The sequence below is a fragment of the Pseudomonas neuropathica genome (genome assembly GCF_015461835.1).
GTDB classification, from domain to species: Bacteria; Pseudomonadota; Gammaproteobacteria; order Pseudomonadales; family Pseudomonadaceae; genus Aquipseudomonas; species Aquipseudomonas neuropathica.
Window position 1 is genome coordinate 1 of record NZ_JACOPX010000029.1, and the last position, 23175, is coordinate 23175.

Genomic DNA, 23175 nt, shown 5'->3' on the forward strand with positions numbered 1-23175 from the left:
CCCTTGCCTCTGGCTAACACTTCCCCTTGCCGGGTGTGTAGAGGACTTCCACCTCCAAGTCACCAGCGTGGCCACCACAGCCAAGCTGGTTGCGCTTGCGCGCAACGCGCCATGCCTGGCGCACCCATAAAAAAACCCGGCACTCAGGCCGGGTTTTGTGTTTCTGCGTCAGCGCTTACTTGGCAGCACCTGCCGCGGGTACGGCCTGGTGCGCGCCGCGCTTGTTCTTGATCACGTAGCAGACCCACATGAACACGACCCACACCGGAATCGCATACACCGAGATCTGAATGCCCGGGATCAACAGCATCACGCCGAGGATGAAGGCGACGAATGCCAGGCAGATGTAGTTACCGTACGGATACCACAACGCCTTGAACAGCGGCGTCTGTTTAGTCTTGTTCATGTGCTGGCGGAACTTGAAGTGCGAGAAGCTGATCATCGCCCAGTTGATCACCAGCGTCGCAACCACCAGCGACATCAGCAGTTCCAGCGCGTGTTGCGGAATCAGGTAATTCAGCAGAACAGCCACCAGTGTCACCGCAGCGGAGGCCAGGATCGAACGCACCGGCACACCGCGCTTGTCGATTTTCGCCAGCACTTTCGGCGCATCACCCTGCTCGGCCATGCCCAGCAGCATACGGCTGTTGCAGTAGGTGCCACTGTTGTACACCGACAACGCAGCGGTCAGGACCACGAAGTTGAGGATGTGCGCGGCGGTGTTGCTGCCAAGCATCGAGAACACTTGCACGAACGGGCTGCCGCTGTACGAATCGCCAGACGCGTTAAGGGTTTCCAGCAGGCTGTCCCACGGCGTCAGCGACAGCAGGATCACCAGTGCACCGATGTAGAAAATCAGGATTCGGTAGATCACCTGATTGATCGCTTTCGGGATCACGGTTTTCGGCTTGTCCGCTTCAGCGGCGGTGAAACCGAGCATTTCCAGACCGCCGAAGGAGAACATGATGATTGCCATGGCCATCACCAGACCGCTGACACCGTTCGGGAAGAAACCACCGTGCGACCACAGGTTGCTCACCGAGGCCTGCGGGCCGCCGTTGCCGCTGACCAGCAGGTAGCTGCCCAGCGCAATCATGCCGACGATCGCGACGACCTTGATGATCGCGAACCAGAACTCCGCCTCACCGAAGACTTTGACGTTGGCCAGGTTGATCGCGTTGATCAGCACGAAGAAGGCTGCCGCAGAGACCCAGGTCGGAATGTCCGGCGCCCAATAGTGGATGTATTTGCCGACCGCAGTCAGCTCCGACATGCCCACCAGAATGTACAGAATCCAGCAGTTCCAGCCCGACAGAAAGCCGGCAAAGCCGCCCCAGTACTTGTGCGCGAAATGGCTGAAGGAACCGGCCACCGGCTCTTCGACGATCATCTCACCGAGCTGGCGCATGATCATGAAGGCGATGAAGCCGCAGATGGCGTAGCCGAGGATCATCGACGGGCCGGCGGATTTCAGTACCCCGGCCGAGCCGAGGAACAATCCGGTACCGATCGCGCCACCGAGGGCGATCAGTTGAATATGGCGATTTTTCAGGCCGCGTTTCAGCTCGCCTGATTGCGAGGGTTGTCCACTCATGAAAAAGGTCTCACGCAAGGTTTGATGGTGTTCAGTAGACGTTGCTGCAAGGTTGCGATTTCAGGCAGCCCCGATCAAACCCCAGCGCAGGCACCAGGAGTTCAGCTTATTTACAACGGTCATGCGTCACCTGTTTGTTTTTATCTGTGACGAAATCGAACCCGAAACGCTTGTGGCGCCACGGAGTGAACAAGGCGGATAGCCTTGAGATTTGCGCGATTACGCAGAGGGTCACAGTTAAAACGCGGCGCATTGTACACCGCTAACCCCCTGCTGCCAGACCCCGCTGGATCAGCGTGATGGTTGCCGGGATTGCGTGTGTCCGCTTCGAGATGCTCGAGCGGCTGCAAAATTTGAGTCAGGCCTTTGCAGGCCATCGGCGTGGACGAGGAAAAAACCGTCCCACGGAGAGAGATGGAGATCAGTCACGGCGTTCATTGCGCCTCCTTCTTGTTATGCACCTGCACGACAGGCATGGGGCGCATCTCACCTTGCAAACGCCGCTGAAACAAGCGCGCCAGAGCCCCTCGAAGCCCACGGCCGTGCAGGCTTCGGCAGCTTTTCCTTACAGCGCTCATGGCGGGTTGGTTTCACTCGGTTTTAGCGGCATTTTCGTAAATATTTCTTTACGACGCGTAACGCAAGGTTTCCATTTCAGAAAATTCTGTCAGACGTCTGCAAATTGACGGTAGCTAGCTTGCTAATGAAAACCACGGCCTAGTTTTTGTTTTTGAATAAGAAAAACCCGACGAAAAAACAGAATAAAAAGTCTATTTAAAAATTAAATGAATAATTTTTTGCATTACAAAAATCCGTGAACTAGGTTCTTCACGTCTTGCCGGCCACCTCGACCGGCCAGTCACAACCGTGAATGTCATCTAGGAGATCGACCATGCAAGCACTGGAAAAAGACTTGGATACCGAACTGCAACTGGACGAATGGTTTGAAGCACCGACCCACGAGGCGGCTGTAGAAATGATGCAAGCCGACGCGGTAGTTCCGTTCGGCACGGCGATGTGGCCTCTGTAAGACATCTCCGGGCAGGCACGATCCGGCCGGTCGTGCCTGCCGCTTTCTACACGGTCAGTCAGGGAGGATTCATGGATAAGCCCCGCGCGATCTCGCATTTCCTTTACTACCTCGAACACCACCCCGCCCTTGCCGGCCTCGACTCGGCGAAGGTATTGCTCGGCCACACGGCTGATTATGAAGCGCTGACCGGCGCGATCGCCGAACAGGCTGGCGATCATCCTCGTTTCCAGTTCAGCGCCAGACGCCTGGACCTGGAAAGCACCGCAACGCTGACCTCGGCAATCACCGACAGCGATCTGTACATTTTCTTCTACGACTCTTCCACCTTGCCCAACCCACGCCCCGACGGCCCGGAGTTCGTCCGCGCGCTGCAAGCGGTGATGGCGGAGAACTGGAAGAAGTCGCTGCTGTTCAAGGATTACGGCGATTATTTCTATGACACCTTCAGCGTCACGCCGCAGCGCATTGCTGGCCTGAACAGTCACCTGATCCAGCGTATGTCCCAGGCGACCACACTGAGTTTCAAGGACGACGACGGCTCATGGTTTGAAACGCCGCTGAGCAGCATCAAGAAGTGGACCGATATCAACGGCATCGGCAACTTCGACCTGGCACCCGGCGAAATCGCCACGCACAGCGAAGCCATCAATGGCCATGTGAAATTCAAGGGCACGTTCCTCAGCACCATCCCGTTTGCACGCAAATACGGCGTACTGGAATCGCCGTTGGAGCTATGGATCGAGAATTCGACTATCAGCCGCATCGCCACGGAGGTGCCGGGGCTGGAGCATGATTTCAACAAGTACCTGGACGCCAATCCGTCGAACCGGCGGATTGAGGAGTTGGGGATTGGCACCAATGAAGGTGTGAAGGATTTGTATGCGCGTAATGCCGGGTTTGAGGAGCGGCATTGTGGCTTGCATCTCGGATTGGGCGGCGGCGCCAAGGGCAGCCATCACCTGGACCTGATCTTCTCCGGCGGAGTGTTGGCGCTGGATGACAAGCCGGTGTTTGATGGCCGGTTTGTGTTTTAGCCCGGGATTTTCTTTATTGAGGCTACCGGCCCTTTCGCGAGCAAGCTCGCTCCCACATTGGAGCTGTGTCGTACACAAATCCCCTGTGGGAGCGAGCTTGCTCGCGAAGAGGCCCGGTCAGGCGCTACATACCTTTCATCAGACGAAAAAAAACGCCAACCCTGAGGTTGGCGTTTCTGCTTTGGCTTGAAGCTTGCCGCTAGAAGCTCACAGCTGCCTTATTCCGGCTTCTTGCGACCAAACCCCGGACGCTGACCAGAACCGGCCGGTGCGCCACGACGCTTGCCCGACGGTTTGTCACCGTCAACCAGCTTGATCCCCGGACGCTTCGGCGCAGGCTTGGCCGGGCGTTTGTTGGTGGTGTCCGCTGGACGATCCGCCACAGGCGTGCCACGACCGCTCGGAGCACCACGCTCGCCACGTTCAGTGCGACCGTTGGCCGGACGCGGAGCGCGCTCACCGTCACGGGCGGCAACTGGCTTGCGACCAGGGCGCTCGCCTTCGATCTGCGGCTCGCGGCTTGGACGTGGGCCAGTCGGCGCGCCAGCGGCTGGACGCAGCGTACGAACGCGCTCGGTCTTGGCCATCGGCCGCGACGATTTGCGCTGCATGCGCTCAAGCTTGTCTTTGCTCTTGGCGTTCAGTTGCGGCATCGCTACCGGCGTCAGGCCGACTTCAGCACTGAGGATGTCAACTTCGTACTGGCTCATTTCGCGCCAGCGACCCATCGGCAGGTCGGAGTTGAGGAACACCGGGCCGAAACGCACGCGCTTCAGACGGCTGACCACCAGACCCTGCGATTCCCACAGACGACGAACCTCACGGTTACGGCCTTCCATCACCACGCAGTGATACCAGTGGTTGAAGCCTTCACCGCCCGGGGCCTGCTTGATGTCGGTGAACTTCGCCGGGCCGTCTTCCAGCACGACGCCGGCCTTCAGGCGCTCGATCATCTCGTCGTCGACTTCACCGCGTACGCGCACGGCGTACTCACGGTCCATCTCGTAGGACGGGTGCATCAGACGGTTGGCCAGCTCACCGTCGGTGGTGAACATCAGCAGGCCGGTGGTATTGATGTCGAGACGACCGATGTTGATCCAGCGGCCTTCTTTCGGACGCGGCAGCTTGTCGAACACGGTCGGACGGCCTTCCGGGTCGTCACGGGTGCAGATCTCGCCATCGGGTTTGTTGTACATGATCACGCGGCGGACCGATTCAGCCGCTTCTTCGCGCTTGATAACCTTGCCATCAATGGTGATGGCGTCGTGCATGTCGACGCGCAGACCGAGGGTGGCGTCTTTGCCATTGACCTTGATCCGGCCCTGGCTGATCCAGGATTCCACATCACGGCGCGAGCCGACGCCGATACGGGCGAGGACTTTCTGCAGCTTTTCGCCTGCTGGGCCGATTTCCTGGTCGTCTTTCTGAATGATGTCGCTCATCTGGGCACCTCCCGGTGTGGTCTGTTCAAGCGCTCTGAATTGGACGCCTGAAGCATTGAAATCTGGGTTCTCGGCCGAAGGGATCGGCGGAGGGTCGCGAATCATACGCGGATGTGCGCCATCGCGCATCAGAGACTAGCTGATCGATCGACAGTTATTTCTTTTTCCGCCGACCGGTGCCACCGAGTTTGATCAGGCGCAGGGCGGCCTCGGCCAGTACGCTGCGCTTGTCGTCCTTGTCGAGTTTCTTCCACGCCTTGATTTCGCGCTTGCTGCGGCCGCAGCCGAGACAAATGTCGTCGGTGAATTTGCAGAGGCTGATGCACGGGTCTTTGGTGGAACTCATCGAGGTCTCCGAAAAACACAAATCCCTTGTAGGAGTGAGCCTGCTCGCGATAGCGGTGTGTCAGTCAACATCTTCCTGGCAGATACACCGCTATCGCGAGCAGGCTCACTCCTACAGGGGATCGCGGTGTTTGGCAGGGCGGGTCAGTCTTCGAATTCGCGGCGTTCGGCTTCGATGGCTTCGGCCAGGGCGCGGGCTTCGGCTTCTTCTTCGCTTAGCTCGGATTCTGGCGCGGGTTGTTCGAGGGCAGCGACGGCGGCCAACAGCTTTTCGCGGGCTTCGGCGACGCCAAGAATGTCCTCTTCCGGTTCGGCTTCTGGCTCGGCTTCAAGTTCAACTTCGAGGGTTGGCTCGGCGACCTGTGGCTCAGGGTCAGTCTCGATTTCTGCTTCAACCGTCAGTGCCTCAACATCCGCCGCATCCCGCAGCAAATCATCGAAGTCGGTCTTGATCCCCTCCTCCATGCTGTCCAGCTCCAGCAACAACGTATGGAAACTGGTTTCCTCTTTCTCCTCCTCGGGCTCGGCGCTGGCGTCGGCCAACTCCTGCAAGCCCTGTGGAACCGGCGCGTCGTCGAAATCGAGCACCGGGTCGGTCTCCATTTCGCGTAATTCGGCCAGCGGCGGCAGGTCTTCGAGGTTCTTCAGGTTGAAGTGATCGAGAAACATCTTGGTGGTGGCAAACATCGCCGGTTTGCCCGGCACGTCGCGGTAACCAACGACGCGGATCCACTCACGTTCCAGCAGGGTCTTGACGATATTGCTGTTCACCGCCACGCCACGCACGTCTTCGATCTCGCCACGGGTGATCGGCTGACGGTAGGCGATCAGCGCGATGGTTTCGAGCAAGGCGCGGGAGTAGCGCTGCGGGCGCTCTTCCCACAAGCGGCCGACCCACGGCGAAAACTTTTCGCGGATCTGCAAGCGATAGCCCGATGAGACTTCCTTGAGCTCGAAAGCACGGCCCTCGCAGGACTTGCCCAGCAGGGTCAGGGCTTTCTTGAAGACCGCAGGCTCGGGCCGTTCGCCTTCTTCAAACAGTTCAAACAGGCGCTCTAGGGATTGCGGCTTTCCCGAGGCCAACAGAAAGGCTTCAAGCAGGGGGGCCAGCTCGCGGGGTTCAGTCAGGTTCATGTTTCGACTCGTTATTCGGCTCGGGCTCGCACGTGGATCGCGGCGAACGGCTCATTCTGCACCAGCTCGACCAAGGATTCCTTGACCAGTTCAAGGATCGCCATAAAGGTCACCACCACACCCAGCCGCCCTTCTTCGGCGGTGAAGAGCTCGACGAACGGCACAAAACCGCCGCCCTTGAGCCGTTCCAGCACATCGCTCATGCGCTCGCGGGTGGACAGCGCCTCGCGGCTGACCTGGTGGCTTTCAAACATATCGCCACGGCGCAGCACTTCGGCCATGCACATCAAAATCTCTTCCAGCGCCACATCCGGCAACAGCTTGCGCGCCCGGGCTTCCGGGGCGTCGAGCTTGGGCACGATCACATCGCGGCCCACGCGGCTCAAGCCGTCGATGCCTTCGGCGGCCGCCTTGAAACGCTCGTACTCCTGCAAGCGGCGGATCAGTTCGGCACGCGGGTCGTCTTCTTCATCTTCGACGGTTTCAGCGCGCGGCAGAAGCATGCGCGACTTGATCTCGGCGAGCATCGCGGCCATCACCAGATACTCGGCGGCCAGCTCCAGACGCACCGACTGCATCAACTCGACATAACCCATGTACTGGCGGGTGATTTCCGCCACCGGGATATCGAGGATGTTGATGTTCTGTTTGCGGATCAGGTACAGCAGCAGGTCGAGCGGGCCTTCGAAGGCTTCAAGGAAGACTTCCAGCGCATCCGGCGGGATGTACAGGTCCAGCGGCATTTCCATGACGGCCTGGCCATAGACCATGGCAAACGGCAGTTCCTGCTGAGCGCCGGCCTGGGGATCGACAACGGTTTCCACTGCGGACATTCAGGCCTCGACCATGAACGGCGCGGGGTCGCCGCAACCAACGCGGATCACTTCAGGGTCGTCGCCGGTCAGGTCGATCACGGTGGAGGCTTTGATGCCGCCAAAACCGCCGTCGATGATCAAGTCCACTTGGTGTTCAAGCAGTTGGCGCATTTCGTAAGGATCGCTGAGCGGGTCTTCGTCGCCGGGCATGATCAGGGTCACGCTCATCAGCGGCTCGCCGAGTTCGGCCAACAGCGCCAGCGCGATCGGATGGCTCGGCACGCGCAGACCGATGGTGCGCTTCTTCGGATGCAGCAACAAACGCGGCACTTCGCGGGTGGCGTTGAGAATGAAGGTGTAAGGCCCCGGCAGATGCGCCTTGAGAATGCGGAAGGTGCCGGTGTCGATCTTGGCGTAGTTGCCCAATTGCGACAGGTCGCTGCAGATCAGCGCGAAGTTGTGCTTTTCATCGAGTTGACGCAAACGGCGCACGCGCTCGATGGCGGTCTTGTCGCCGATCTGGCAGCCGATGGCGTAGGAAGAGTCCGTGGGATAAACCACCACCCCGCCTTTGCGGATGATTTCGACCGCCTGTTTTATCAGGCGTGCTTGTGGGTTTTCCGGATGTATCTGGAAAAATTGACTCACATTCTCTACCTGTTCAGACGGCGGCAATATCTGTGTCATGTTTGAACCGACACCACAGGGGTGGAAGGTCCTCGGGAACCGGCCGGTACTGGCCGATCTCGGACCAGCCGCCAGGGCCATGGAAGTCACTGCCGGCGCTGACCAGCAGACCGAACTCTCGGGCAAGGATTGCCAGGCTGCCGACCTGTTCCGCAGGCTGATGGCCATTGACCACCTCGATTGCATGCCCGCCTGCTTGAATATAGTCGGCAATCAGCTTTCGGCGCTTGCTGCGGGTGAAATCGTAATGCCACGGATGCGCGAGGCTGACCCAGGCCCCCGCGGCACGCAGTGTGCCGACAGTGTCTTCCAGCGTCGGCCAGTGCAGCTTGACATCACCCAGTTTGCCGGCGCCTAGCCATTTGCGAAATGCCTCGGCGCGATCCTTTACAAAACCTTCACGCACCATCCAGTCGGCGAAATGCGGACGGGCCGGGGCGTTGCCGCTGTCGCCCAGTTCCTGCTGGACCTGCCGGGCACCATCGAGGGCACCGGGCATGCCTTTGAGAGCGAGCTTGCGGCTTATTTCTTCCGACCGCAGCCAGCGACCATCGTGCAATTTGGCGATGGCTTCGACCAACGGCGCGGCGTTGACGTCGAAACCGTAGCCCAACACATGAATCGTCGCGCCGCCCCAGGTGCAGGACAATTCGACGCCGTTGACCAGTTGCATGCCCAATTCGTTGGCGGCCGAGCGCGCTTCGGCGAGGCCTTCGAGGGTGTCGTGGTCAGTCAACGCCAGGACTCGCACGCCGTTCTCGAACGCACGCGCAACCAGAACCGCAGGCGCGAGGGCGCCATCGGAGGCCGTGCTATGGCAGTGCAAATCAACATTCACGGGGAGTTGTAACCTCAAATCAGCTGGCGCTATCGCGCGCCCATATGTTTGTTATTATGCCGCCACATCCAGCTTCTGGCTCTCACTGTGAAACAATTCATCGATTTCATCCCGCTTCTGCTGTTCTTCATCGTTTACAAACTTGATCCACGGGTCGTCGACATCGCTGGCCATGAAGTGACTGTAGGCGGTATTTACAGTGCCACGGCGATGCTGATCATCAGTTCCCTGGTGGTGTACGGCGCGTTGTTCATCAAACAGCGCAAGCTGGAAAAGAGCCAATGGCTGACCCTGATCGCCTGCCTGGTGTTCGGCAGCCTGACGCTGGCCTTCCACAGCGAGACCTTCCTGAAATGGAAAGCGCCGGTGGTCAACTGGCTGTTTGCCGTCGCCTTCATCGGCAGTCACTTCATCGGTGACCGCCTGCTGATCAAACGCATCATGGGCCACGCACTGACCCTTCCGGATCCGGTCTGGACCCGCCTGAACATCGCCTGGATCGGCTTTTTCCTGTTCTGCGGCGCTACCAACCTGTTCGTCGCCTTCACCTTCCAGAGCTACTGGGTAGACTTCAAGGTGTTCGGCAGCCTGGGCATGACCTTGGTATTCCTGGTCGCACAGGGCATTTACCTGTCACGTCATCTGCACGATGCCGATACCACAACAACACCAAAAACCGAGGACTGACATGCTCTACGCCATCATTGCCACCGACGTCGCCAACTCGCTGGAAGCACGCCTGGCCGCGCGCCCTGCGCATCTGGAACGCCTGCAAGCGCTCAAGGGCGAAGGCCGCATCGTATTGGCCGGCCCGCACCCGGCCGTCGACAGCAATGATCCGGGCGCTGCGGGTTTCACCGGCAGCCTGATCGTCGCCGAATTCGATTCCCTGAGCGCTGCGCAGGCATGGGCCGATGCTGACCCGTACATCGCCGCGGGTGTCTACGCCAACGTAGTCGTCAAGCCGTTCAAGCAAGTCCTGCCTTAAATGTCTGGTGATGAGGGGATTTACCCCTCATCACTCGCGACACGGCCTCATGCAATGAACCTTCCTGGCTCTTGCTGCTCTCAATCGCTCATTATTCTCGTTTGCCTGCCGACAACCTGCCCAATATCCATTTGGAAACAGGTGTCGCGATGCGCAAGGGTCCGTTGTGTCTGATGTTGGTCACGTTGTCGATCATGGCACCCGCCCATGGTGAGGAAACCACCGAAGGCGGCAGTTCCACGCCATTGTCGTTAAGCGCCGGCAGCCAGATCACCGAGTTGCAGCAGCGCCTCAAGGCCAGCGAGCAACAGCGGGAAGAACTGAGCAAACAACTGCAAAATGCCGACAACACCCGTGAAAGCGCCCAGCTCGCCCGGTTGCGCCAGGAGAACCAGCGTCTCAAGCTGCAACTCAAGGAAGCCCAGGCCAGCCCGCTGCCGCGTCTGCTGACTGATCAGCAGCAATGGTTCGTCACGGGCGCCGGAGTAGCGCTATTGGCGCTGCTCTGCGGTATCTTTGCCAGTGGAGCAAGCCGAAAACGTCGGCAATGGCTAAATTGAGTGAGTCATGAGCGAGCTGTTACTGATTGATGATGACCAGGAGTTGTGCGAACTCCTGAGTAGCTGGCTGAGCCAGGAAGGCTTCCATGTGCGCGCCTGCCACGATGGCCAGAGTGCGCGCAAGGCGTTGGCCGAAACGGCCCCGGCGGCGGTGGTGCTGGATGTGATGCTGCCCGATGGCAGCGGTCTGGAATTGCTCAAGCAACTGCGCAACGACCACGCCGATCTGCCGGTGCTGATGCTTTCGGCCCGGGGTGAGCCATTGGATCGCATCCTCGGTCTGGAACTGGGCGCCGACGATTATCTGGCCAAACCCTGCGACCCACGAGAACTGACCGCCCGCCTGCGCGCCGTACTGCGCCGCAGCCACCCGGCGGCAGTCTCGACGCAGCTTGAGCTGGGCGATCTGAGTTTCAGTCCGGTGCGCGGCGTGGTCAGCATCGACGAGAAAGAACTGACCCTCACCGTTTCCGAAAGCCGTCTGCTCGAAGCCCTGCTCAAGCAACCCGGCGAACCGCTGGACAAACAGGAACTGGCGCAGATCGCCCTCGGCCGCAAGCTGACCCTGTACGACCGCAGCCTCGACATGCACGTCAGCAACCTGCGCAAGAAAATCGGCCCGCATCCCGACGGCCGCCCACGCATCGTCGCGCTGCGCAGCCGCGGTTACTTCTATAGCCTCTGAACCGCGCCCATTCCCACTGTAGGAGCTGCCGAAGGCTGCGATCTTTTGATCTTGTTTTTAAAAGACAGATCAAAAGATCGCAGCCTTCGGCAGCTCCTACACAGGGCATGTGTAAGGTGGGACGCGAAGTGTCTTTACCGAAGCTTTACGCAGTGCTGACCGCCGCTGACCTTGATCTCCGTAATCTGAACTCATCCGGAACGTACCGGGAACGAGACAAGGAGATACACCATGCGCAAGACTCTTATCGCTCTGATGTTCGCTGCCGCTCTGCCAACCGTCGCCATGGCCATGCCGCAAGACGGTGGCCCGATGGGTGGCCCGCTCGACGGCCCACGCCACGGCGGTCAGATGCACGGCATGCACGGCAAAGGCCCGTACAGCCAACTCGACCTGTCCCGCGAACAGCGCGAACAGATCCGCAAGATCATGGGCGAGCAGATGCACGAGCGTAAGCAAGTGGTCGACAAGTATCTGGAAAAACTCTCGCCGGCAGACCAGAAAGCCATGAAGGACGAGATGGCCGCCAACCACAAGAAAGCCGAGACGGATGTTCGCGCCGTGTTGAAACCGGATCAACAGAAGAAATTCGACGAGATCCAGAAGAAACAGGCCGAGCGTCGCGCAGAATGGGCCGAGTTCAAGGCGTGGAAAGCGCAAAAGGCGCAATAATGTTCTGACCCGGACCCGACGGTTAATCCCGTCGAGTCTTTTGCACCCCGGAACCTGTAGGAGCTGCCGAAGGCTGCGATCTTTTGATCTTGATCTTAAAAAACAAAGTCAAAAGATCGCAGCCTTCGGCAGCTCCTACAGGGATTTGCGTTTGTTCTGAGGATTTTCTGTGCGTTCATTGTTCTGGCGTATTCTCGCGAGCTTCTGGCTGGCCATCGCTCTGGTGGCCGGGCTGTCCATTTTGCTCGGGCACATGCTCAACCAGGACGCGTGGATCCTCAGCCGCCATCCGGGCCTCAACACCCTCGCCGGCGAATGGACACAAACCTACGAAGCTCAGGGCGAAGAAGCCGCCCAGGACATTCTCGAACAGCGCAAACGCCAATATCACATCGACGTTCAGGTACTCAACGAAAGCGGCGATCCGGTGGTGCGCGGCACCTTCCCGCGTCGCGCCGCCGCCTTCGAAGCGCGACAGAACAACGATGACCGACGTCTGCCATGGCGGCGCCTGACCGATGAGTTCACCAGTGAAAAAACCGGTGACACTTATCTGTTCATCTACCGCATCCCGCACCCGGAACTCGACGCCTGGCACCGCGAAAGCCTGCTCTGGCCGCTGAGCGCGCTGGGCATTGCGCTGGTGGTGCTGACCCTGTTCAGTCTGCTGGTAACTTTCTCGATCACCCGCCCGCTCAGCCGTTTGCGCGGCGCGGTGCATGATCTCGGGCAGACCACTTATCAGCAGAACAGCCTGGCGAAACTGGCCAACCGCCGCGACGAATTCGGCGTGCTGGCCAACGATTTCAACCGCATGGGCGCGCGCCTGCAAAGTCTGATAGGCAGCCAACGGCAGTTGTTGCGCGACGTTTCCCACGAATTGCGCTCACCGTTGGCGCGGCTGCGTATCGCTCTGGCCCTAGCCGAACGCGCCAACCCTGAAGAACGCGAGAAACTCTGGCCACGCCTGACGCGCGAGTGTGATCGGCTGGAAGCGTTGATCAGTGAAATTCTGGTATTGGCGCGAGTCGATGCCGACAACGCCAGTGCCGAAGATGTGGATCTGAACGCGCTGCTCGGCACGTTGCAGAAGGACGCAAAACTGGGATCGCCCGAACAGATCGTGCGTCTGGATGCCGAACCGCAGCTGACTCTGAAGGGCTGGCCGACCATGATCGAGCGCGCCGTCGATAACCTGCTGCGCAACGCCCAGCGCTTCAACCCGGAAGGTCAGCCGATTGAAATGCAGGCTTCACGTCAGGGTGAAAAAATCATCGTGAGTGTGCGCGACCATGGGCCGGGGGTGCAGGCTGAACATCTGAGCCAGTTGGGCGAGCCGTTTTACCGGGCGCCGGGGCAGACAACGGCGGGACATGGCCTGGGCCTGGCGATCGCCCGGCGAGCGGCGGAGCGGCATGGTGGGAGTTTGACGCTGGCCAATCATCCGCAGGGTGGGTTTATTGCCAGCCTGGAATTGCCGCTCGTGCCCGGCGCTGTCGTTCAACCCTAACCAAAACTGTGGGAGCGAGCAGGCTCGCTCCCACATTAAATCGGGGTGTCAGGCCTTACCGGGCCAAGCGCTGACGAACTCGGTCAGATCAACTTTCTCTGCCACACGTGGCTCTTTCTGCGGCGTGCCGAGGTAGAGGAGCGCAATTACTTCTTCGCCTTCCGCCAGCCCCAAACCTTTGGCCACGTGACTGGAATACGCCAGATCACCCGTACGCCACACCGCACCAATCCCCTGCGCATACGCCGCCAGCAAAATCCCGTGCGCCGCACACCCGGCCGCCAGCAATTGCTCGGCCTTCGGGTACTTGACGTGGTCCTGCAACTTGGCTATCACCACAACCACCAGCGGCGCACGCAGCGGACCGTTACGGGCCTTGTCGATCATTGCTTCGGTGACTTCGCCTTCCTGCTGCTGCGCAGCCTCGGCCAGCAACTCGCCCATCTGCTCGCGCGCTGTGCCTTCGACGGTCAGAAAGCGATACGGCTGCAAGTGCCCGTGATCCGGCGCGCGCAACGCTGCGCCAAACAGGGCTTCGCGCTGCTCGGCAGTGGGGGCCGGTTCGACCAGTCGTGGAACGGAAACACGGTTGAGCAACGCGTCGAGAGCCTGCATCGGCCACCTCCTGAGAAAAATGTGCGGCTATTCTAGCTGTATCTGCCAACAGGATGCCGGTTTACATGCCCTGCCCCACGGGTAGAATGGCGCCCTTCCCACATCAGCCCGAGCGGACTTCATGGCGTTGCCGACCTTACGGATCATTGGTTTCATCATCGGCATCTTCCTGATCACCCTGGCCGTGGCCATGGTTGTGCCCATGGCCACGCTGGTGATTTTCGAGCGTACCGGTGATCTGCCGTCGTTCCTCTGGGCGAGCATGATCACCTTTGTCGCCGGCCTCGCGCTGGTGATTCCCGGCCGCCCGGAACACATTCACCTGCGACCGCGCGACATGTACCTGCTGACGGTCAGCAGTTGGCTGGTGGTGTGCATTTTTGCTGCGCTGCCGTTTCTGCTGACCCAGCACATCAGCTACACCGACTCGTTTTTCGAAAGCATGTCCGGCATCACCGCGACCGGCTCGACCGTACTCAGCGGGCTCGACACCATGTCACCGGGGATCCTGATGTGGCGCTCGCTGCTGCACTGGCTCGGCGGCATCGGCTTTATCGGCATGGCGGTGGCGATTCTGCCGCTGCTGCGTATCGGTGGCATGCGCCTGTTCCAGACCGAATCCTCGGACCGCTCGGAAAAGGTCATGCCCCGCTCGCACATGGTGGCGCGCCTGATTGTGGCAGCGTATGTCGGCATCACCATCCTTGGCAGCCTGGCGTTCTGGTGGGCCGGGATGAGCCCGTTCGACGCGATCAACCACGCGATGTCGGCGATTTCCACCGGCGGATTCTCGACCTCCGACCAGTCGCTGGCCAAGTGGACGCAACCGGCGGTGCACTGGGTCGCAGTTGTCATCATGATTCTCGGCAGCCTGCCGTTCACCCTGTACGTGGCGACGTTGCGCGGCAACCGCAAGGCGTTGATCAAGGATCAGCAGGTGCAGGGTTTGCTCGGTATGCTGCTGGTGACCTGGATGGTGCTCGGCACCTGGTACTGGTGGACGACTAATTTGCACTGGCTGGAGGCGCTACGCCACGTGGCGCTGAACGTGACGTCGGTGGTCACCACTACCGGTTTCGCCCTCGGCGACTACAGCCTGTGGGGTAACTTCTCGCTGATGCTGTTTTTCTATCTGGGTTTTGTCGGAGGCTGTTCCGGGTCGACGGCGGGCGGGATCAAGATCTTCCGTTTCCAGGTCGCCTACATCCTGCTCAAGGCCAACCTTAACCAACTGATTCACCCGCGTGCGGTGATCAAACAGAAGTACAACGGCCACCGTCTCGACGAAGAGATCGTGCGTTCGATTCTGACCTTTTCGTTCTTCTTCGCCATCACCATCTGCGTGATCGCCCTGCTGCTGTCGCTGCTTGGCGTTGACTGGATGACCGCGTTGACCGGCGCTGCCAGCACCGTATCCGGCGTCGGCCCTGGCCTGGGCGAAACCATCGGCCCGGCAGGTAACTTCGCCACCCTGCCGGATGCGGCCAAGTGGATCCTGTCGTTCGGCATGCTGCTCGGCCGGCTGGAGATCATTACGGTGTTTGTACTGTGTATTCCGGCCTTTTGGCGTCACTGACCGCGCTCGGCGCCTGCAACAACCGCGTCCGGTAATCGCCGGGCGTGGTGTCGAACCAGCGGCGGAACGCGCGAAAGAAGTTGCTCGGGTCGGCAAAACCCAACAGGTAAGCGATTTCCAGCAGCGTCATGCTCGGTTGCGCCAGATACTGCTCGGCCAATTCGCGGCGGGTGTCATCGAGCAACTGCTGAAAACTGGTGCCCTCCTCCTGCAAACGACGCTGCAAGGTACGCTGCGATAAATGCAGAGTCTGCGCCACAGTATCGCGCTTCGGCTCACCTTGCGGCAGCAAACGGCACAGCACCTGTCGCGCCTTGTGGGTCACGCGGCTTTCGGAAAACCGCGCCAGGTATTCCCCGGCAAAGCGGTCGTGCAACAGCGCCATCGCTTCGTTGGCAGTCGGCAGCGGCGCTTCCATATCGGCCCGTTCGAAGATTAGCGCGTCATACGGCGCGTTGAACATCAGCGGCGCGTGGAAGGCTTGTTTGTAGGGTTCCAGGTCCTCGGGTTCGGCGCCCTGCACCAGCACTTTGACCGGGTGCAACGTACGTCCGGTCAACCAGCCGCACAGGCCCAGCGCACAGGCCAGCGAGGCTTCGGCGCTTTGCCGGGTCGGCGGCAGATGATCGCCGTGCACCGTCAGAATCAGCGCGTAGCCTTCTTCGAGCAGACGAAAACTCAGGTCGGCACTTTCGGCAATGATGCGCTGGTAGCGCACCAGCCGTTGAAAGCCTTCGGCGAGGGTATTGCTCGACATCAGCGCGTAACCGGCGACATGAAACGATGCCGGTCGCACCACCTTGCCCATGTTCAGGCCGATCGCCGGGTTGCCGGATAACTCGACCGCCCGTTGCCAGAGACGGGTCATGGAATCTTGCGGGAAGCGCGCATCCGGATCATCCAGAGCCGTGTAATCGAGCCCCAGTTGTTTGAACAGAACCCGGCAATCCAGGCCGTCCATCTCCAATGCTTTGACAATCCCCATCGCCCAGCTTGCAGAAGTCGTTCGTTCGCTCATGGCGTTTTTCTTTTACATGATGGGCCGCATGTTACGGCCCGATTTGCGAAGGATACTAAAGTGGCGCCGATTGTCACTGGCCCACGCCAATGATCACTCTAGACTCAAATAAGCTACCCGCAGCACAACTCGTCGCCAGAACAATAACCACAGAGAACGCGGTCGTGGAAAACATCAAACATTTCAACAGCTTCGCTGAGTTCTATCCGTATTACCTCAGCGAACACAGCAACAGCACCTGCCGGCGCCTGCATTTCATCGGTACGACACTGGTGATTTTTATTCTCGCGCTGACCCTCGCCAAGGGCGCCTGGCTGCTGTTATTGGCCTTGCCGCTGGCCGGTTACAGCTTCGCCTGGGTCGGGCACTTCTTCTTTGAAAAGAACCGGCCGGCGACTTTCCAGCATCCGCTGTACAGCCTGCTTGGCGACTTCGTCATGTACCGCGACATGATTCTGGGTCGCGTGGCGTTCTGAATGAGGGTCAGCCAATGAATGCCAATGCCCGCTTCACCCATATGAAGGACGGTACCCAAGAAGATTGGGCGATCATCGCCGCCGACTTCAGCGCCTACGCCAAACAGTTGCCCGCACGGATCATGACCCACCTGAAACTGCTGGAAGGCGATTTCGGTGGCTTCCCGGTGGATCGCCTGACCCACTCGCTGCAAACCGCCACCCGTGCCTTTCGTGACGGGCGCGACGAGGAATATGTGGTTTGTGCCTTGCTGCATGACATCGGCGACACCCTGGGTTCGTATAACCATCCGGACATTGCCGCTGCGATACTCAAGCCGTTCGTCAGCGCCGAGAATGTGTGGATGGTCGAGAAGCACGGGGTGTTTCAGGGTTATTACTTTTTTCATCACCTGGGCATGGATCGGCATCTGCGTGAGCAGTTCAGGGAGCATCCGCAGTTTCAGGCGACCGCCGAGTTTTGCGCCAAATACGATGCGGCGGCGTTTGATCCTGACTATGACACGCTGCCGTTGAGTTTTTTCGAGCCGATGATGGAGCGGCTGTTTGCGCAGCCGAAGAACTCGATTTACAAGGCCGCGATGGAGGAACACTCGCCAGCGTAATCATCCTCGGGAACTGCTGCGCGGTTCATCGCGAGCAGGCTCACTCCTACAGTTGAAATGCGTACCCCTGTAGGAGTGAGCCTGCTCGCGATGAGGCCCTCTCAATCACCAGAGCATTAGGCGAGTTCGGCGACTTTGGCCGCTTTCAGCTCCGCCTCCCGCGCCTGCGCATCCGCCAGCCGATACAACTCGATCGTGCCATCCCAGTGTTCGATCAGCGCCGTGCACGACTCCACCCAATCGCCGCAATTGAGGTAATCCACCTCGCCGACCTTGCGGATCTCGGCATGGTGAATGTGCCCGCAAACCACACCATGCAACTCGCGCTTCACGCATTCATGGGCGATGGCTTCTTCAAAGTCGCTGATGAAACTCACCGCCGTCTTCACCTTGTGTTTCAGGTACGCCGACAGCGACCAATAGCCGTAGCCATAGCGCGCACGCCAGTGGTTGAGCCAGCGATTGAGTGTCAAAGTGAATTCGTAGGCGGAGTCGCCAAGGAAGGCCAGCCAGCGGTGATAACGGGTGATTACATCGAACTGATCGCCATGAATCACCAGCAGATGCCGGCCATCCGCCGTGACATGCACCGCTTCGTCGACCAACTGGATATTGCCCAGAATCAGCTTCGAATAACGACGCAGGAATTCGTCGTGGTTGCCGGTGACGTAAATCACCTCGGTGCCGCGCTTGCTCATGGTCAGCAAGCGGCGGATCACGTTGGTATGCGCCTGCGGCCAGTACATGCCGCCGCGTAGCTTCCAACCGTCAATGATGTCGCCAACCAGGTAAATCTTGTCGGCATGGTAGCCCTTGAGAAATTGCGACAAGTGCTCGGCCTGGCAATCCCGCGTGCCCAGGTGCACGTCGGAGATCCACAGGGTTCGCACCCGTTGTTTGCGACTGGGTCGGGCGAGCTCGGCGCTGGTCATGGGCAACCCTCTGCGATGTTTTCGCCACTGTGCGCGCGCCCGGTTAATCGACCATGACAAGCGTGAGTCAGTCCTGTGACAACGCATCCGGTGTGCGCCGGTGTAGACTGACGACCACTTCGGAGACAACCTGCCATGCGACCGATCCTCACCCTGCGTCAGTACACCCACGATTTGATCGTCCACAGCCACGACCACGCGCAATTAGTGTTCGGGCTGTCCGGTGCGCTGGATTTCGAGGTCGAGGGCAGTGGCAGTCAGGTGCGTCAGCAGAGTTTTGTAGTTATCCCTTCCGGCGCTCATCATGCCTGCGGCAGTCCCAATGGCAGCCGCTGTCTGGTACTGGATATTCCGGACGGCCAATGGCTGACGGATTCACTGGGCGAGCATGCCGACGCCAGCCATCGTCTGCTCGATCAATCGGCGCGCTTGTCGCTGAATTCGGGGCAAAGTCAGTTGGTCAGCTGGCTGGCAAACAGTCCGGTCAGCGATCCATTGATTGCCCAGCAAGGCGCGGTGTTGCTGCTGGCCAGTCTGAATCACGCGCAACCTGCGGAACACGCCATTCGCCGCCTGCCCTATGCCGCGCTGGATGCGCACATCGAGCAAAACGCCGCGTATCCGCTGCAAGTCGCCGATCTGGCACGGGTGGCAGGATTGTCCAGCGCGCGTCTGCATGCGCGGTTCATGGCCGAATGCGGGCAGACGCCGATGGATTACATCCGCAGCCGACGCCTGCATCTGGCCGTGCAAATGCTCCGCGACACAGCCCTGCCGATCGGCGAAGTTGCCAGTCGCGTCGGCTACAGCTCGCAGAGCGCTTTCTCGGCCGCCGTCTTACGCGAGTTCGGTTCGTCACCCGGCCAGCTTCGGCGCGATTCCTGCGACAAACGACGATAGTCTGCCGACAGACTTACTGACCTCTACACGCTTAAATGCAGGAGCTGCCGAAGGCTGCGATCTTTTGATGTTGTTTTTTAAAAGCAAGATCAAAAGATCGCAGCCTTCGGCAGCTCCTACAGTAAATGATCATTCCCACGCTGCTGCGTGGGAACAATCAATAGTTGAGATTGTGTTTGAGATAGAAGGATTGCAATGACTCCGCGTACCGCCCTCGGCGCTCTGCATATCGGTGCTTTGATGTTTGGCCTGACGGGTGTGTTCGGCAAACTCGCTGCCGCCTCCCCCGCCGTGATCGTCTTTGGACGCGCGGCTTTCGCCGTACTCGCCCTGGCATTTTTCGCCCGTTTCGCCAGCCAGCATGGCTGGCAGAAACTTCAGGCCGTGGACTGGCGCCGCCTCGCCCTCAGCGGCGTGTTGCTGGCCGGGCACTGGGTGAGTTTTTTCGTTTCGGTGAAGATCGCCGGTGTGGCCATCGCAACGTTGGGCTTTGCCAGTTTCCCGGCCTTCACGGTGATTCTCGAAGGGCTGATCTTCCGTGAACGCATCCGTGCCAATGAAATACTGCTGGTGGTGTTGGTGAGCATCGGCCTGATTCTGGTGACCCCGGCCTTCGATCTGGGCAGCGGTGCGACCATCGGTTTGCTCTGGTCAGTGCTTTCGGGGCTGCTGTTCTCGCTACTGTCGCTGACCAACCGCGCCAGTTCCGGGCGCATCCCGGCAGTGCAGGCGGCACTGTGTCAAAACGTAGTGGTGGCGCTGTGTCTGCTGCCAGTGGCGGCGCCGCAACTCAGCGAGGTGCGCGCACTGGACTGGCTGTGGATCGCCCTGCTCGGGGTGTTCTGTACCGGCGTCGCCCACAGCCTGTTTGTGGCCAGTCTGGCGGTGATCAAGGCGCGCACGGCGGCGGTGGTGTTTGCGATGGAACCGGTCTACGGCATCACCGTCGCCTGGCTGCTGTTCAATGAAACCCCGACGCCGAAGATGTTGCTCGGCGGCGCGTTGATCATTGTCGCTATTGTTGTGTCTGCGCGGATGTCAGGCCACGCCGACAAGAAGGCCGTCGCCGCCGAGGCCGCGTCTCACTGAGTGCGGTCGTTGTGACCGAGGTTGCGGTCAGGATCGATCTGATCACGAACCCGCTGCTTCAACACCTTGGCCTCGGGAAAACCGCCATCAGCCTTGCGTTCCCAGATCTGCACGCCGTCGCAGGTGATGTGAAATACCCCGCCGGTGCCGGGCACCAGAGACACTTTGCCGAGGTCATCAACAAAGGTGCTGAGCAGTTCCTGCGCCAGCCACGCCGCGCGCAGCAGCCACTGGCATTGGGTGCAATAGGTGATGACAACTTCTGCTTTTGCGACAGTCATGTTCGCTGAAACTCCTGAGACAGAGGGCGCCGCTATAATAGCCGGCTTTATCGCTTGCCCCGAGACTCACAATGCGCCGTCTGCTGTTCTGCCTGCTGCTTGGTTTGCTTCCACTGTTTGTTCACGCCAGTGACGCGCCGCGACCGAAAGTCGGCCTGGTGCTGTCCGGCGGTGCCGCGCGTGGTCTGGCGCACATCGGCGTGCTCAAAGCCCTCGAAGAACAGGGCATCAAAATCGATGCGATTGCCGGCACCAGCATGGGCGCGGTGGTCGGCGGCCTGTACGCCTCGGGCTACAAGATCGATGAGTTGGAAAAACTCGCGCTGAACATCGACTGGCAAGCCGCATTGTCCGACGCCCCGCCGCGCGAGGACGTGCCGTTTCGACGCAAACAGGATGACCGCGACTTTCTGGTGAAACAGAAACTCAGCTTTCGCGACGACGGCAGTCTCGGCCTGCCTCTGGGTGTGATCCAGGGCCAGAACCTCGCGCTGCTGCTGGAAAGCCTGCTGGCCCACACCAGCGATACCCGGGATTTCGACAAACTGCCGATCCCGTTCCGCGCCGTGGCCACCGACATTGCCAATGGCGAAAAAGTGGTGTTCCGCAAAGGCCACCTGCCCCAGGTGATCCGCGCCAGCATGTCGATCCCGGCGGTGTTCGCCCCGGTCGAACTCGATGGCCGGCTGCTGGTGGACGGCGGCATGACCGATAACATTCCTCTCGATGTCGCGCGGGAAATGGGCGTTGACGTGGCCATCGTCGTCGACATCGGCACACCGCTGCGCAACCGCAAGCAACTGACCACCGTGGTCGACGTGCTGAATCAATCAATCACCCTGATGACCCGCAGTAATTCCGAAGAACAACTGGCCGCGCTGAAATCCTCCGATGTGCTGATCCAGCCTGCGCTGGCCGCATACGGTGTCACCGATTTCGGTAAAGCCCAGGACATGATCGACGCCGGTTACCGCGCGACCCGCATCCTCGATGCGCGTCTCGCCGGGCTCAAACCCGAGGAATCCCAAGACGCCGAACTCGCTGCCGCCCGTTCCCCGGGGCAGCGCACGCCGATCATTACCGCGATCCGTGTCGAGAACGACTCGAAAGTCGATGACGACGTCATCCGCTACTACATCCGCCAGCACATCGGCGAGCCGCTGGATCTGGGGCGATTGCACTCGGACATGGGCACCTTGTATGGCCTCGACTACTTCGAACAAGTGCAGTACCGCGTGGTGCACAAGGGCCAGGACCACACCCTGGTGATCAGTGCCCGGGGCAAGCGCAGCGGCACCGATTACCTGCGGGTCGGTCTCAATCTGTCCGACGACATGCGCGGCGATAGCGCCTTCAACCTCGGTGCCAGTTACCGCATCAACGGCATCAACCGCCTCGGCGCGGAATGGCTGACCCGCGCGCAGATTGGTGACAAACAAGAGCTGTATACCGAGTTCTATCAACCACTGGACGTCGGTTCGCGCTATTTCGTCGCGCCGTACGCCTCGTTTGAAGCACAGAACGTCGAGGCGGTGCTCGATAACGATCCGATCGCACAGTACCGCGTCGAGCGCTACGGTTTCGGCCTTAACTTCGGTCGCCAGATCGGCAACAACGGCGAAGTGCGGTTCGGTGTCGGCGAGGCCTGGGGCAAGGCCGATGTGCGCATTGGTGATCAGGATCTGCCGAGTGAAAACTTCAACGAAGGCTTCTATGCGCTGAAATATTCGTACGACTCACTGGATAACGTCTACTTCCCACACGAAGGCAAGGACGTCAGCCTGACGTTGATGCAGTTCGAACCGGGGCTGGGTTCGGATACGCGTTATCGACAGTGGGAATTCAAACTCGATAAAGCCATGAGCCGTGGCCCGGACACGCTGATTCTCGGAGGGCGCTACGGGCGTACGCTGGACGATGCCAATGTGGTGACGTCGAGCTTCCTGCTCGGCGGCGCGCGGCAATTGTCGGGGTTCCGTGAAGACGCGATTTCCGGGCAGAACGTCAGCCTGATGCGCGCGGTGTACTACCGCCGGCTGACGCCGCGCTCGTATCTGCCGCTGGACTTCCCGCTGTACGCCGGCGCCTCGCTGGAGCGTGGGCGGGCGTGGAACAACGACAATGAGTTCGACAGTGGCTACATCAACGCCGCCAGCGTGTTCATTGGTTTTGACACGCCGCTGGGGCCGTTGAATTTCAGTTACGGGTTGAATGATGCGAATGAGCAGGCGGTTTATCTGAATCTGGGGCAGACCTTCTGACCGTCAGTCTTCGCGAGCAGACTCGCTCCCACAATGGTTCTGCGAATACAGTTCAAATGTGGGAGCGAGCCTGCTCGCGAAAACG

25 protein-coding genes are annotated in these 23175 nt (G+C 59.9%); 14 read left to right on the forward strand and 11 right to left on the reverse strand.

All coding sequences use genetic code 11. From position 1 onward, the window contains the following. Positions 1 to 175: 175 nt before the first annotated feature. On the reverse strand, positions 176 to 1594 hold the full coding sequence (locus H8F23_RS28195) for an amino acid permease (protein WP_194936519.1): 1419 nt from the start codon (positions 1592 to 1594) through the stop codon (positions 176 to 178). An 892-nt stretch (positions 1595 to 2486) separates the two neighbouring features. On the opposite strand from H8F23_RS28195, the gene H8F23_RS28200 reads away from it, so the two are divergent. Both H8F23_RS28200 and H8F23_RS28205 read left to right on the forward strand, forming a co-directional pair. Then, positions 2487 to 2624 carry a hypothetical protein gene (locus H8F23_RS28200; protein WP_003222780.1) on the forward strand — a complete coding sequence of 46 codons (138 nt, stop codon included), beginning with the start codon at positions 2487 to 2489 and terminating at the stop codon, positions 2622 to 2624. Positions 2625 to 2695: 71 nt separating this feature from the next. After that, complete coding sequence (locus H8F23_RS28205; RefSeq protein WP_194936520.1) at positions 2696 to 3661, forward strand: M29 family metallopeptidase; 966 nt, start codon at positions 2696 to 2698, stop codon at positions 3659 to 3661. Positions 3662 to 3879: 218 nt separating this feature from the next. Here the strand turns inward: H8F23_RS28205 and rluB are convergent, their stop codons facing one another. The 6 genes from rluB to H8F23_RS28235 form a co-directional block, all read right to left on the reverse strand. Then, the gene (gene rluB, locus H8F23_RS28210) at positions 3880 to 5103 is read right to left on the reverse strand and encodes a 23S rRNA pseudouridine(2605) synthase RluB (RefSeq protein WP_116254430.1); all 1224 of its coding nucleotides are present in this window, start codon (positions 5101 to 5103) and stop codon (positions 3880 to 3882) included. Positions 5104 to 5257: 154 nt separating this feature from the next. Next, positions 5258 to 5449: a DUF1289 domain-containing protein gene (locus tag H8F23_RS28215; protein ID WP_194936521.1), complete on the reverse strand. Its 192-nt coding sequence runs from the start codon at positions 5447 to 5449 to the stop codon at positions 5258 to 5260. 143 nt (positions 5450 to 5592) lie between these two features. Beyond that, a complete protein-coding gene (gene scpB / locus H8F23_RS28220; RefSeq protein ID WP_194936522.1) occupies positions 5593 to 6582 on the reverse strand; it encodes an SMC-Scp complex subunit ScpB in 990 nt (329 codons plus the stop codon). An 11-nt stretch (positions 6583 to 6593) separates the two neighbouring features. Continuing rightward, positions 6594 to 7292 carry a segregation and condensation protein A gene (locus H8F23_RS28225; protein WP_172828192.1) on the reverse strand — a complete coding sequence of 233 codons (699 nt, stop codon included), beginning with the start codon at positions 7290 to 7292 and terminating at the stop codon, positions 6594 to 6596. A 123-nt stretch (positions 7293 to 7415) separates the two neighbouring features. After that, a complete protein-coding gene (locus H8F23_RS28230; protein WP_093440143.1) occupies positions 7416 to 8045 on the reverse strand; it encodes an L-threonylcarbamoyladenylate synthase in 630 nt (209 codons plus the stop codon). Positions 8046 to 8058: 13 nt separating this feature from the next. Further along, complete coding sequence (locus H8F23_RS28235) at positions 8059 to 8922, reverse strand: PHP domain-containing protein (protein ID WP_194936523.1); 864 nt, start codon at positions 8920 to 8922, stop codon at positions 8059 to 8061. Positions 8923 to 9009: 87 nt separating this feature from the next. Between H8F23_RS28235 and H8F23_RS28240 the strand changes: the two genes are divergently transcribed. The 6 genes from H8F23_RS28240 (at position 9010) to H8F23_RS28265 (ending at position 13337) form a co-directional block, all read left to right on the forward strand. Continuing rightward, positions 9010 to 9609 (forward strand): septation protein A, encoded by a 600-nt coding sequence (locus H8F23_RS28240; RefSeq protein ID WP_194936524.1) that lies wholly within the window; start codon positions 9010 to 9012, stop codon positions 9607 to 9609. Position 9610: 1 nt separating this feature from the next. After that, the gene (locus H8F23_RS28245) at positions 9611 to 9910 is read left to right on the forward strand and encodes a YciI family protein (RefSeq protein ID WP_007919677.1); all 300 of its coding nucleotides are present in this window, start codon (positions 9611 to 9613) and stop codon (positions 9908 to 9910) included. Between the two features lie 149 nt (positions 9911 to 10059). Then, the gene (locus H8F23_RS28250; protein ID WP_038363742.1) at positions 10060 to 10470 is read left to right on the forward strand and encodes a translation initiation factor 2; all 411 of its coding nucleotides are present in this window, start codon (positions 10060 to 10062) and stop codon (positions 10468 to 10470) included. A 7-nt stretch (positions 10471 to 10477) separates the two neighbouring features. Next, positions 10478 to 11155 carry a response regulator transcription factor gene (locus H8F23_RS28255; protein WP_095050143.1) on the forward strand — a complete coding sequence of 226 codons (678 nt, stop codon included), beginning with the start codon at positions 10478 to 10480 and terminating at the stop codon, positions 11153 to 11155. Positions 11156 to 11386: 231 nt separating this feature from the next. Further along, positions 11387 to 11827, forward strand: coding sequence for a Spy/CpxP family protein refolding chaperone (locus H8F23_RS28260; protein WP_095122768.1), 441 nt, complete (start codon positions 11387 to 11389; stop codon positions 11825 to 11827). Positions 11828 to 11996: 169 nt separating this feature from the next. Further along, positions 11997 to 13337, forward strand: coding sequence for a sensor histidine kinase (locus H8F23_RS28265; protein ID WP_194936525.1), 1341 nt, complete (start codon positions 11997 to 11999; stop codon positions 13335 to 13337). A gap of 48 nt (positions 13338 to 13385) precedes the next feature. Here H8F23_RS28265 and H8F23_RS28270 read toward each other — a convergent pair whose 3' ends face one another. Further along, positions 13386 to 13952 carry a nitroreductase family protein gene (locus H8F23_RS28270; protein WP_194936526.1) on the reverse strand — a complete coding sequence of 189 codons (567 nt, stop codon included), beginning with the start codon at positions 13950 to 13952 and terminating at the stop codon, positions 13386 to 13388. 121 nt (positions 13953 to 14073) lie between these two features. Here H8F23_RS28270 and H8F23_RS28275 point away from each other — a divergent pair, with 121 nt between their 5' ends. Next, positions 14074 to 15528, forward strand: coding sequence for a TrkH family potassium uptake protein (locus H8F23_RS28275; RefSeq protein WP_194936527.1), 1455 nt, complete (start codon positions 14074 to 14076; stop codon positions 15526 to 15528). Here H8F23_RS28275 and H8F23_RS28280 read toward each other — a convergent pair. Continuing rightward, positions 15485 to 16546 carry an AraC family transcriptional regulator gene (locus H8F23_RS28280; protein ID WP_228759414.1) on the reverse strand — a complete coding sequence of 354 codons (1062 nt, stop codon included), beginning with the start codon at positions 16544 to 16546 and terminating at the stop codon, positions 15485 to 15487. The two genes, H8F23_RS28275 and H8F23_RS28280, sit on opposite strands and share 44 nt — an antisense overlap. Positions 16547 to 16710: 164 nt before the next feature. Between H8F23_RS28280 and H8F23_RS28285 the strand changes: the two genes are divergently transcribed. Together H8F23_RS28285 and H8F23_RS28290 are read left to right on the forward strand one after the other, a co-directional pair. After that, positions 16711 to 17022, forward strand: coding sequence for an Mpo1-like protein (locus H8F23_RS28285; protein ID WP_194936528.1), 312 nt, complete (start codon positions 16711 to 16713; stop codon positions 17020 to 17022). A gap of 14 nt (positions 17023 to 17036) precedes the next feature. Beyond that, positions 17037 to 17627: an HD domain-containing protein gene (locus H8F23_RS28290; RefSeq protein WP_194936529.1), complete on the forward strand. Its 591-nt coding sequence runs from the start codon at positions 17037 to 17039 to the stop codon at positions 17625 to 17627. A 116-nt stretch (positions 17628 to 17743) separates the two neighbouring features. On the opposite strand, the gene H8F23_RS28295 is transcribed toward H8F23_RS28290, so the two are convergent. Next, positions 17744 to 18559, reverse strand: a complete 816-nt coding sequence (locus H8F23_RS28295; RefSeq protein ID WP_007919701.1) for a UDP-2,3-diacylglucosamine diphosphatase — start codon at positions 18557 to 18559, stop codon at positions 17744 to 17746. 135 nt (positions 18560 to 18694) lie between these two features. Here H8F23_RS28295 and H8F23_RS28300 point away from each other — a divergent pair, with 135 nt between their 5' ends. Beyond that, positions 18695 to 19459, forward strand: a complete 765-nt coding sequence (locus tag H8F23_RS28300) for a helix-turn-helix transcriptional regulator (RefSeq protein ID WP_194936530.1) — start codon at positions 18695 to 18697, stop codon at positions 19457 to 19459. A 195-nt stretch (positions 19460 to 19654) separates the two neighbouring features. Then, the gene (locus H8F23_RS28305) at positions 19655 to 20548 is read left to right on the forward strand and encodes a DMT family transporter (protein WP_194936531.1); all 894 of its coding nucleotides are present in this window, start codon (positions 19655 to 19657) and stop codon (positions 20546 to 20548) included. Here H8F23_RS28305 and H8F23_RS28310 read toward each other — a convergent pair. Beyond that, a complete protein-coding gene (locus H8F23_RS28310) occupies positions 20542 to 20829 on the reverse strand; it encodes a SelT/SelW/SelH family protein (protein WP_194936532.1) in 288 nt (95 codons plus the stop codon). The genes H8F23_RS28305 and H8F23_RS28310 overlap by 7 nt on opposite strands. Positions 20830 to 20900: 71 nt before the next feature. Between H8F23_RS28310 and H8F23_RS28315 the strand changes: the two genes are divergently transcribed. Then, positions 20901 to 23090: a patatin-like phospholipase family protein gene (locus H8F23_RS28315; RefSeq protein WP_194936533.1), complete on the forward strand. Its 2190-nt coding sequence runs from the start codon at positions 20901 to 20903 to the stop codon at positions 23088 to 23090. Positions 23091 to 23175 lie beyond the last annotated feature (85 nt).

What these genes read in the sequence shown, in the direction of transcription:
- H8F23_RS28195 (WP_194936519.1), bottom strand. Translation starts at nt 1,594, where the DNA reads ATGAGTGGACAACCCTCGCAATCAGGCGAGCTGAAACGCGGCCTGAAA.
- H8F23_RS28200 (WP_003222780.1), top strand. Translation starts at nt 2,487, where the DNA reads ATGCAAGCACTGGAAAAAGACTTGGATACCGAACTGCAACTGGACGAA.
- H8F23_RS28205 (WP_194936520.1), top strand. Translation starts at nt 2,696, where the DNA reads ATGGATAAGCCCCGCGCGATCTCGCATTTCCTTTACTACCTCGAACAC.
- rluB (WP_116254430.1), bottom strand. Translation starts at nt 5,103, where the DNA reads ATGAGCGACATCATTCAGAAAGACGACCAGGAAATCGGCCCAGCAGGC.
- H8F23_RS28215 (WP_194936521.1), bottom strand. Translation starts at nt 5,449, where the DNA reads ATGAGTTCCACCAAAGACCCGTGCATCAGCCTCTGCAAATTCACCGAC.
- scpB (WP_194936522.1), bottom strand. Translation starts at nt 6,582, where the DNA reads ATGAACCTGACTGAACCCCGCGAGCTGGCCCCCCTGCTTGAAGCCTTT.
- H8F23_RS28245 (WP_007919677.1), top strand. Translation starts at nt 9,611, where the DNA reads ATGCTCTACGCCATCATTGCCACCGACGTCGCCAACTCGCTGGAAGCA.
- H8F23_RS28250 (WP_038363742.1), top strand. Translation starts at nt 10,060, where the DNA reads ATGCGCAAGGGTCCGTTGTGTCTGATGTTGGTCACGTTGTCGATCATG.
- H8F23_RS28255 (WP_095050143.1), top strand. Translation starts at nt 10,478, where the DNA reads ATGAGCGAGCTGTTACTGATTGATGATGACCAGGAGTTGTGCGAACTC.
- H8F23_RS28260 (WP_095122768.1), top strand. Translation starts at nt 11,387, where the DNA reads ATGCGCAAGACTCTTATCGCTCTGATGTTCGCTGCCGCTCTGCCAACC.
- H8F23_RS28270 (WP_194936526.1), bottom strand. Translation starts at nt 13,952, where the DNA reads ATGCAGGCTCTCGACGCGTTGCTCAACCGTGTTTCCGTTCCACGACTG.
- H8F23_RS28275 (WP_194936527.1), top strand. Translation starts at nt 14,074, where the DNA reads ATGGCGTTGCCGACCTTACGGATCATTGGTTTCATCATCGGCATCTTC.
- H8F23_RS28280 (WP_228759414.1), bottom strand. Translation starts at nt 16,546, where the DNA reads ATGAGCGAACGAACGACTTCTGCAAGCTGGGCGATGGGGATTGTCAAA.
- H8F23_RS28290 (WP_194936529.1), top strand. Translation starts at nt 17,037, where the DNA reads ATGAATGCCAATGCCCGCTTCACCCATATGAAGGACGGTACCCAAGAA.
- H8F23_RS28295 (WP_007919701.1), bottom strand. Translation starts at nt 18,559, where the DNA reads ATGACCAGCGCCGAGCTCGCCCGACCCAGTCGCAAACAACGGGTGCGA.
- H8F23_RS28300 (WP_194936530.1), top strand. Translation starts at nt 18,695, where the DNA reads ATGCGACCGATCCTCACCCTGCGTCAGTACACCCACGATTTGATCGTC.
- H8F23_RS28305 (WP_194936531.1), top strand. Translation starts at nt 19,655, where the DNA reads ATGACTCCGCGTACCGCCCTCGGCGCTCTGCATATCGGTGCTTTGATG.
- H8F23_RS28310 (WP_194936532.1), bottom strand. Translation starts at nt 20,829, where the DNA reads ATGACTGTCGCAAAAGCAGAAGTTGTCATCACCTATTGCACCCAATGC.
- H8F23_RS28315 (WP_194936533.1), top strand. Translation starts at nt 20,901, where the DNA reads ATGCGCCGTCTGCTGTTCTGCCTGCTGCTTGGTTTGCTTCCACTGTTT.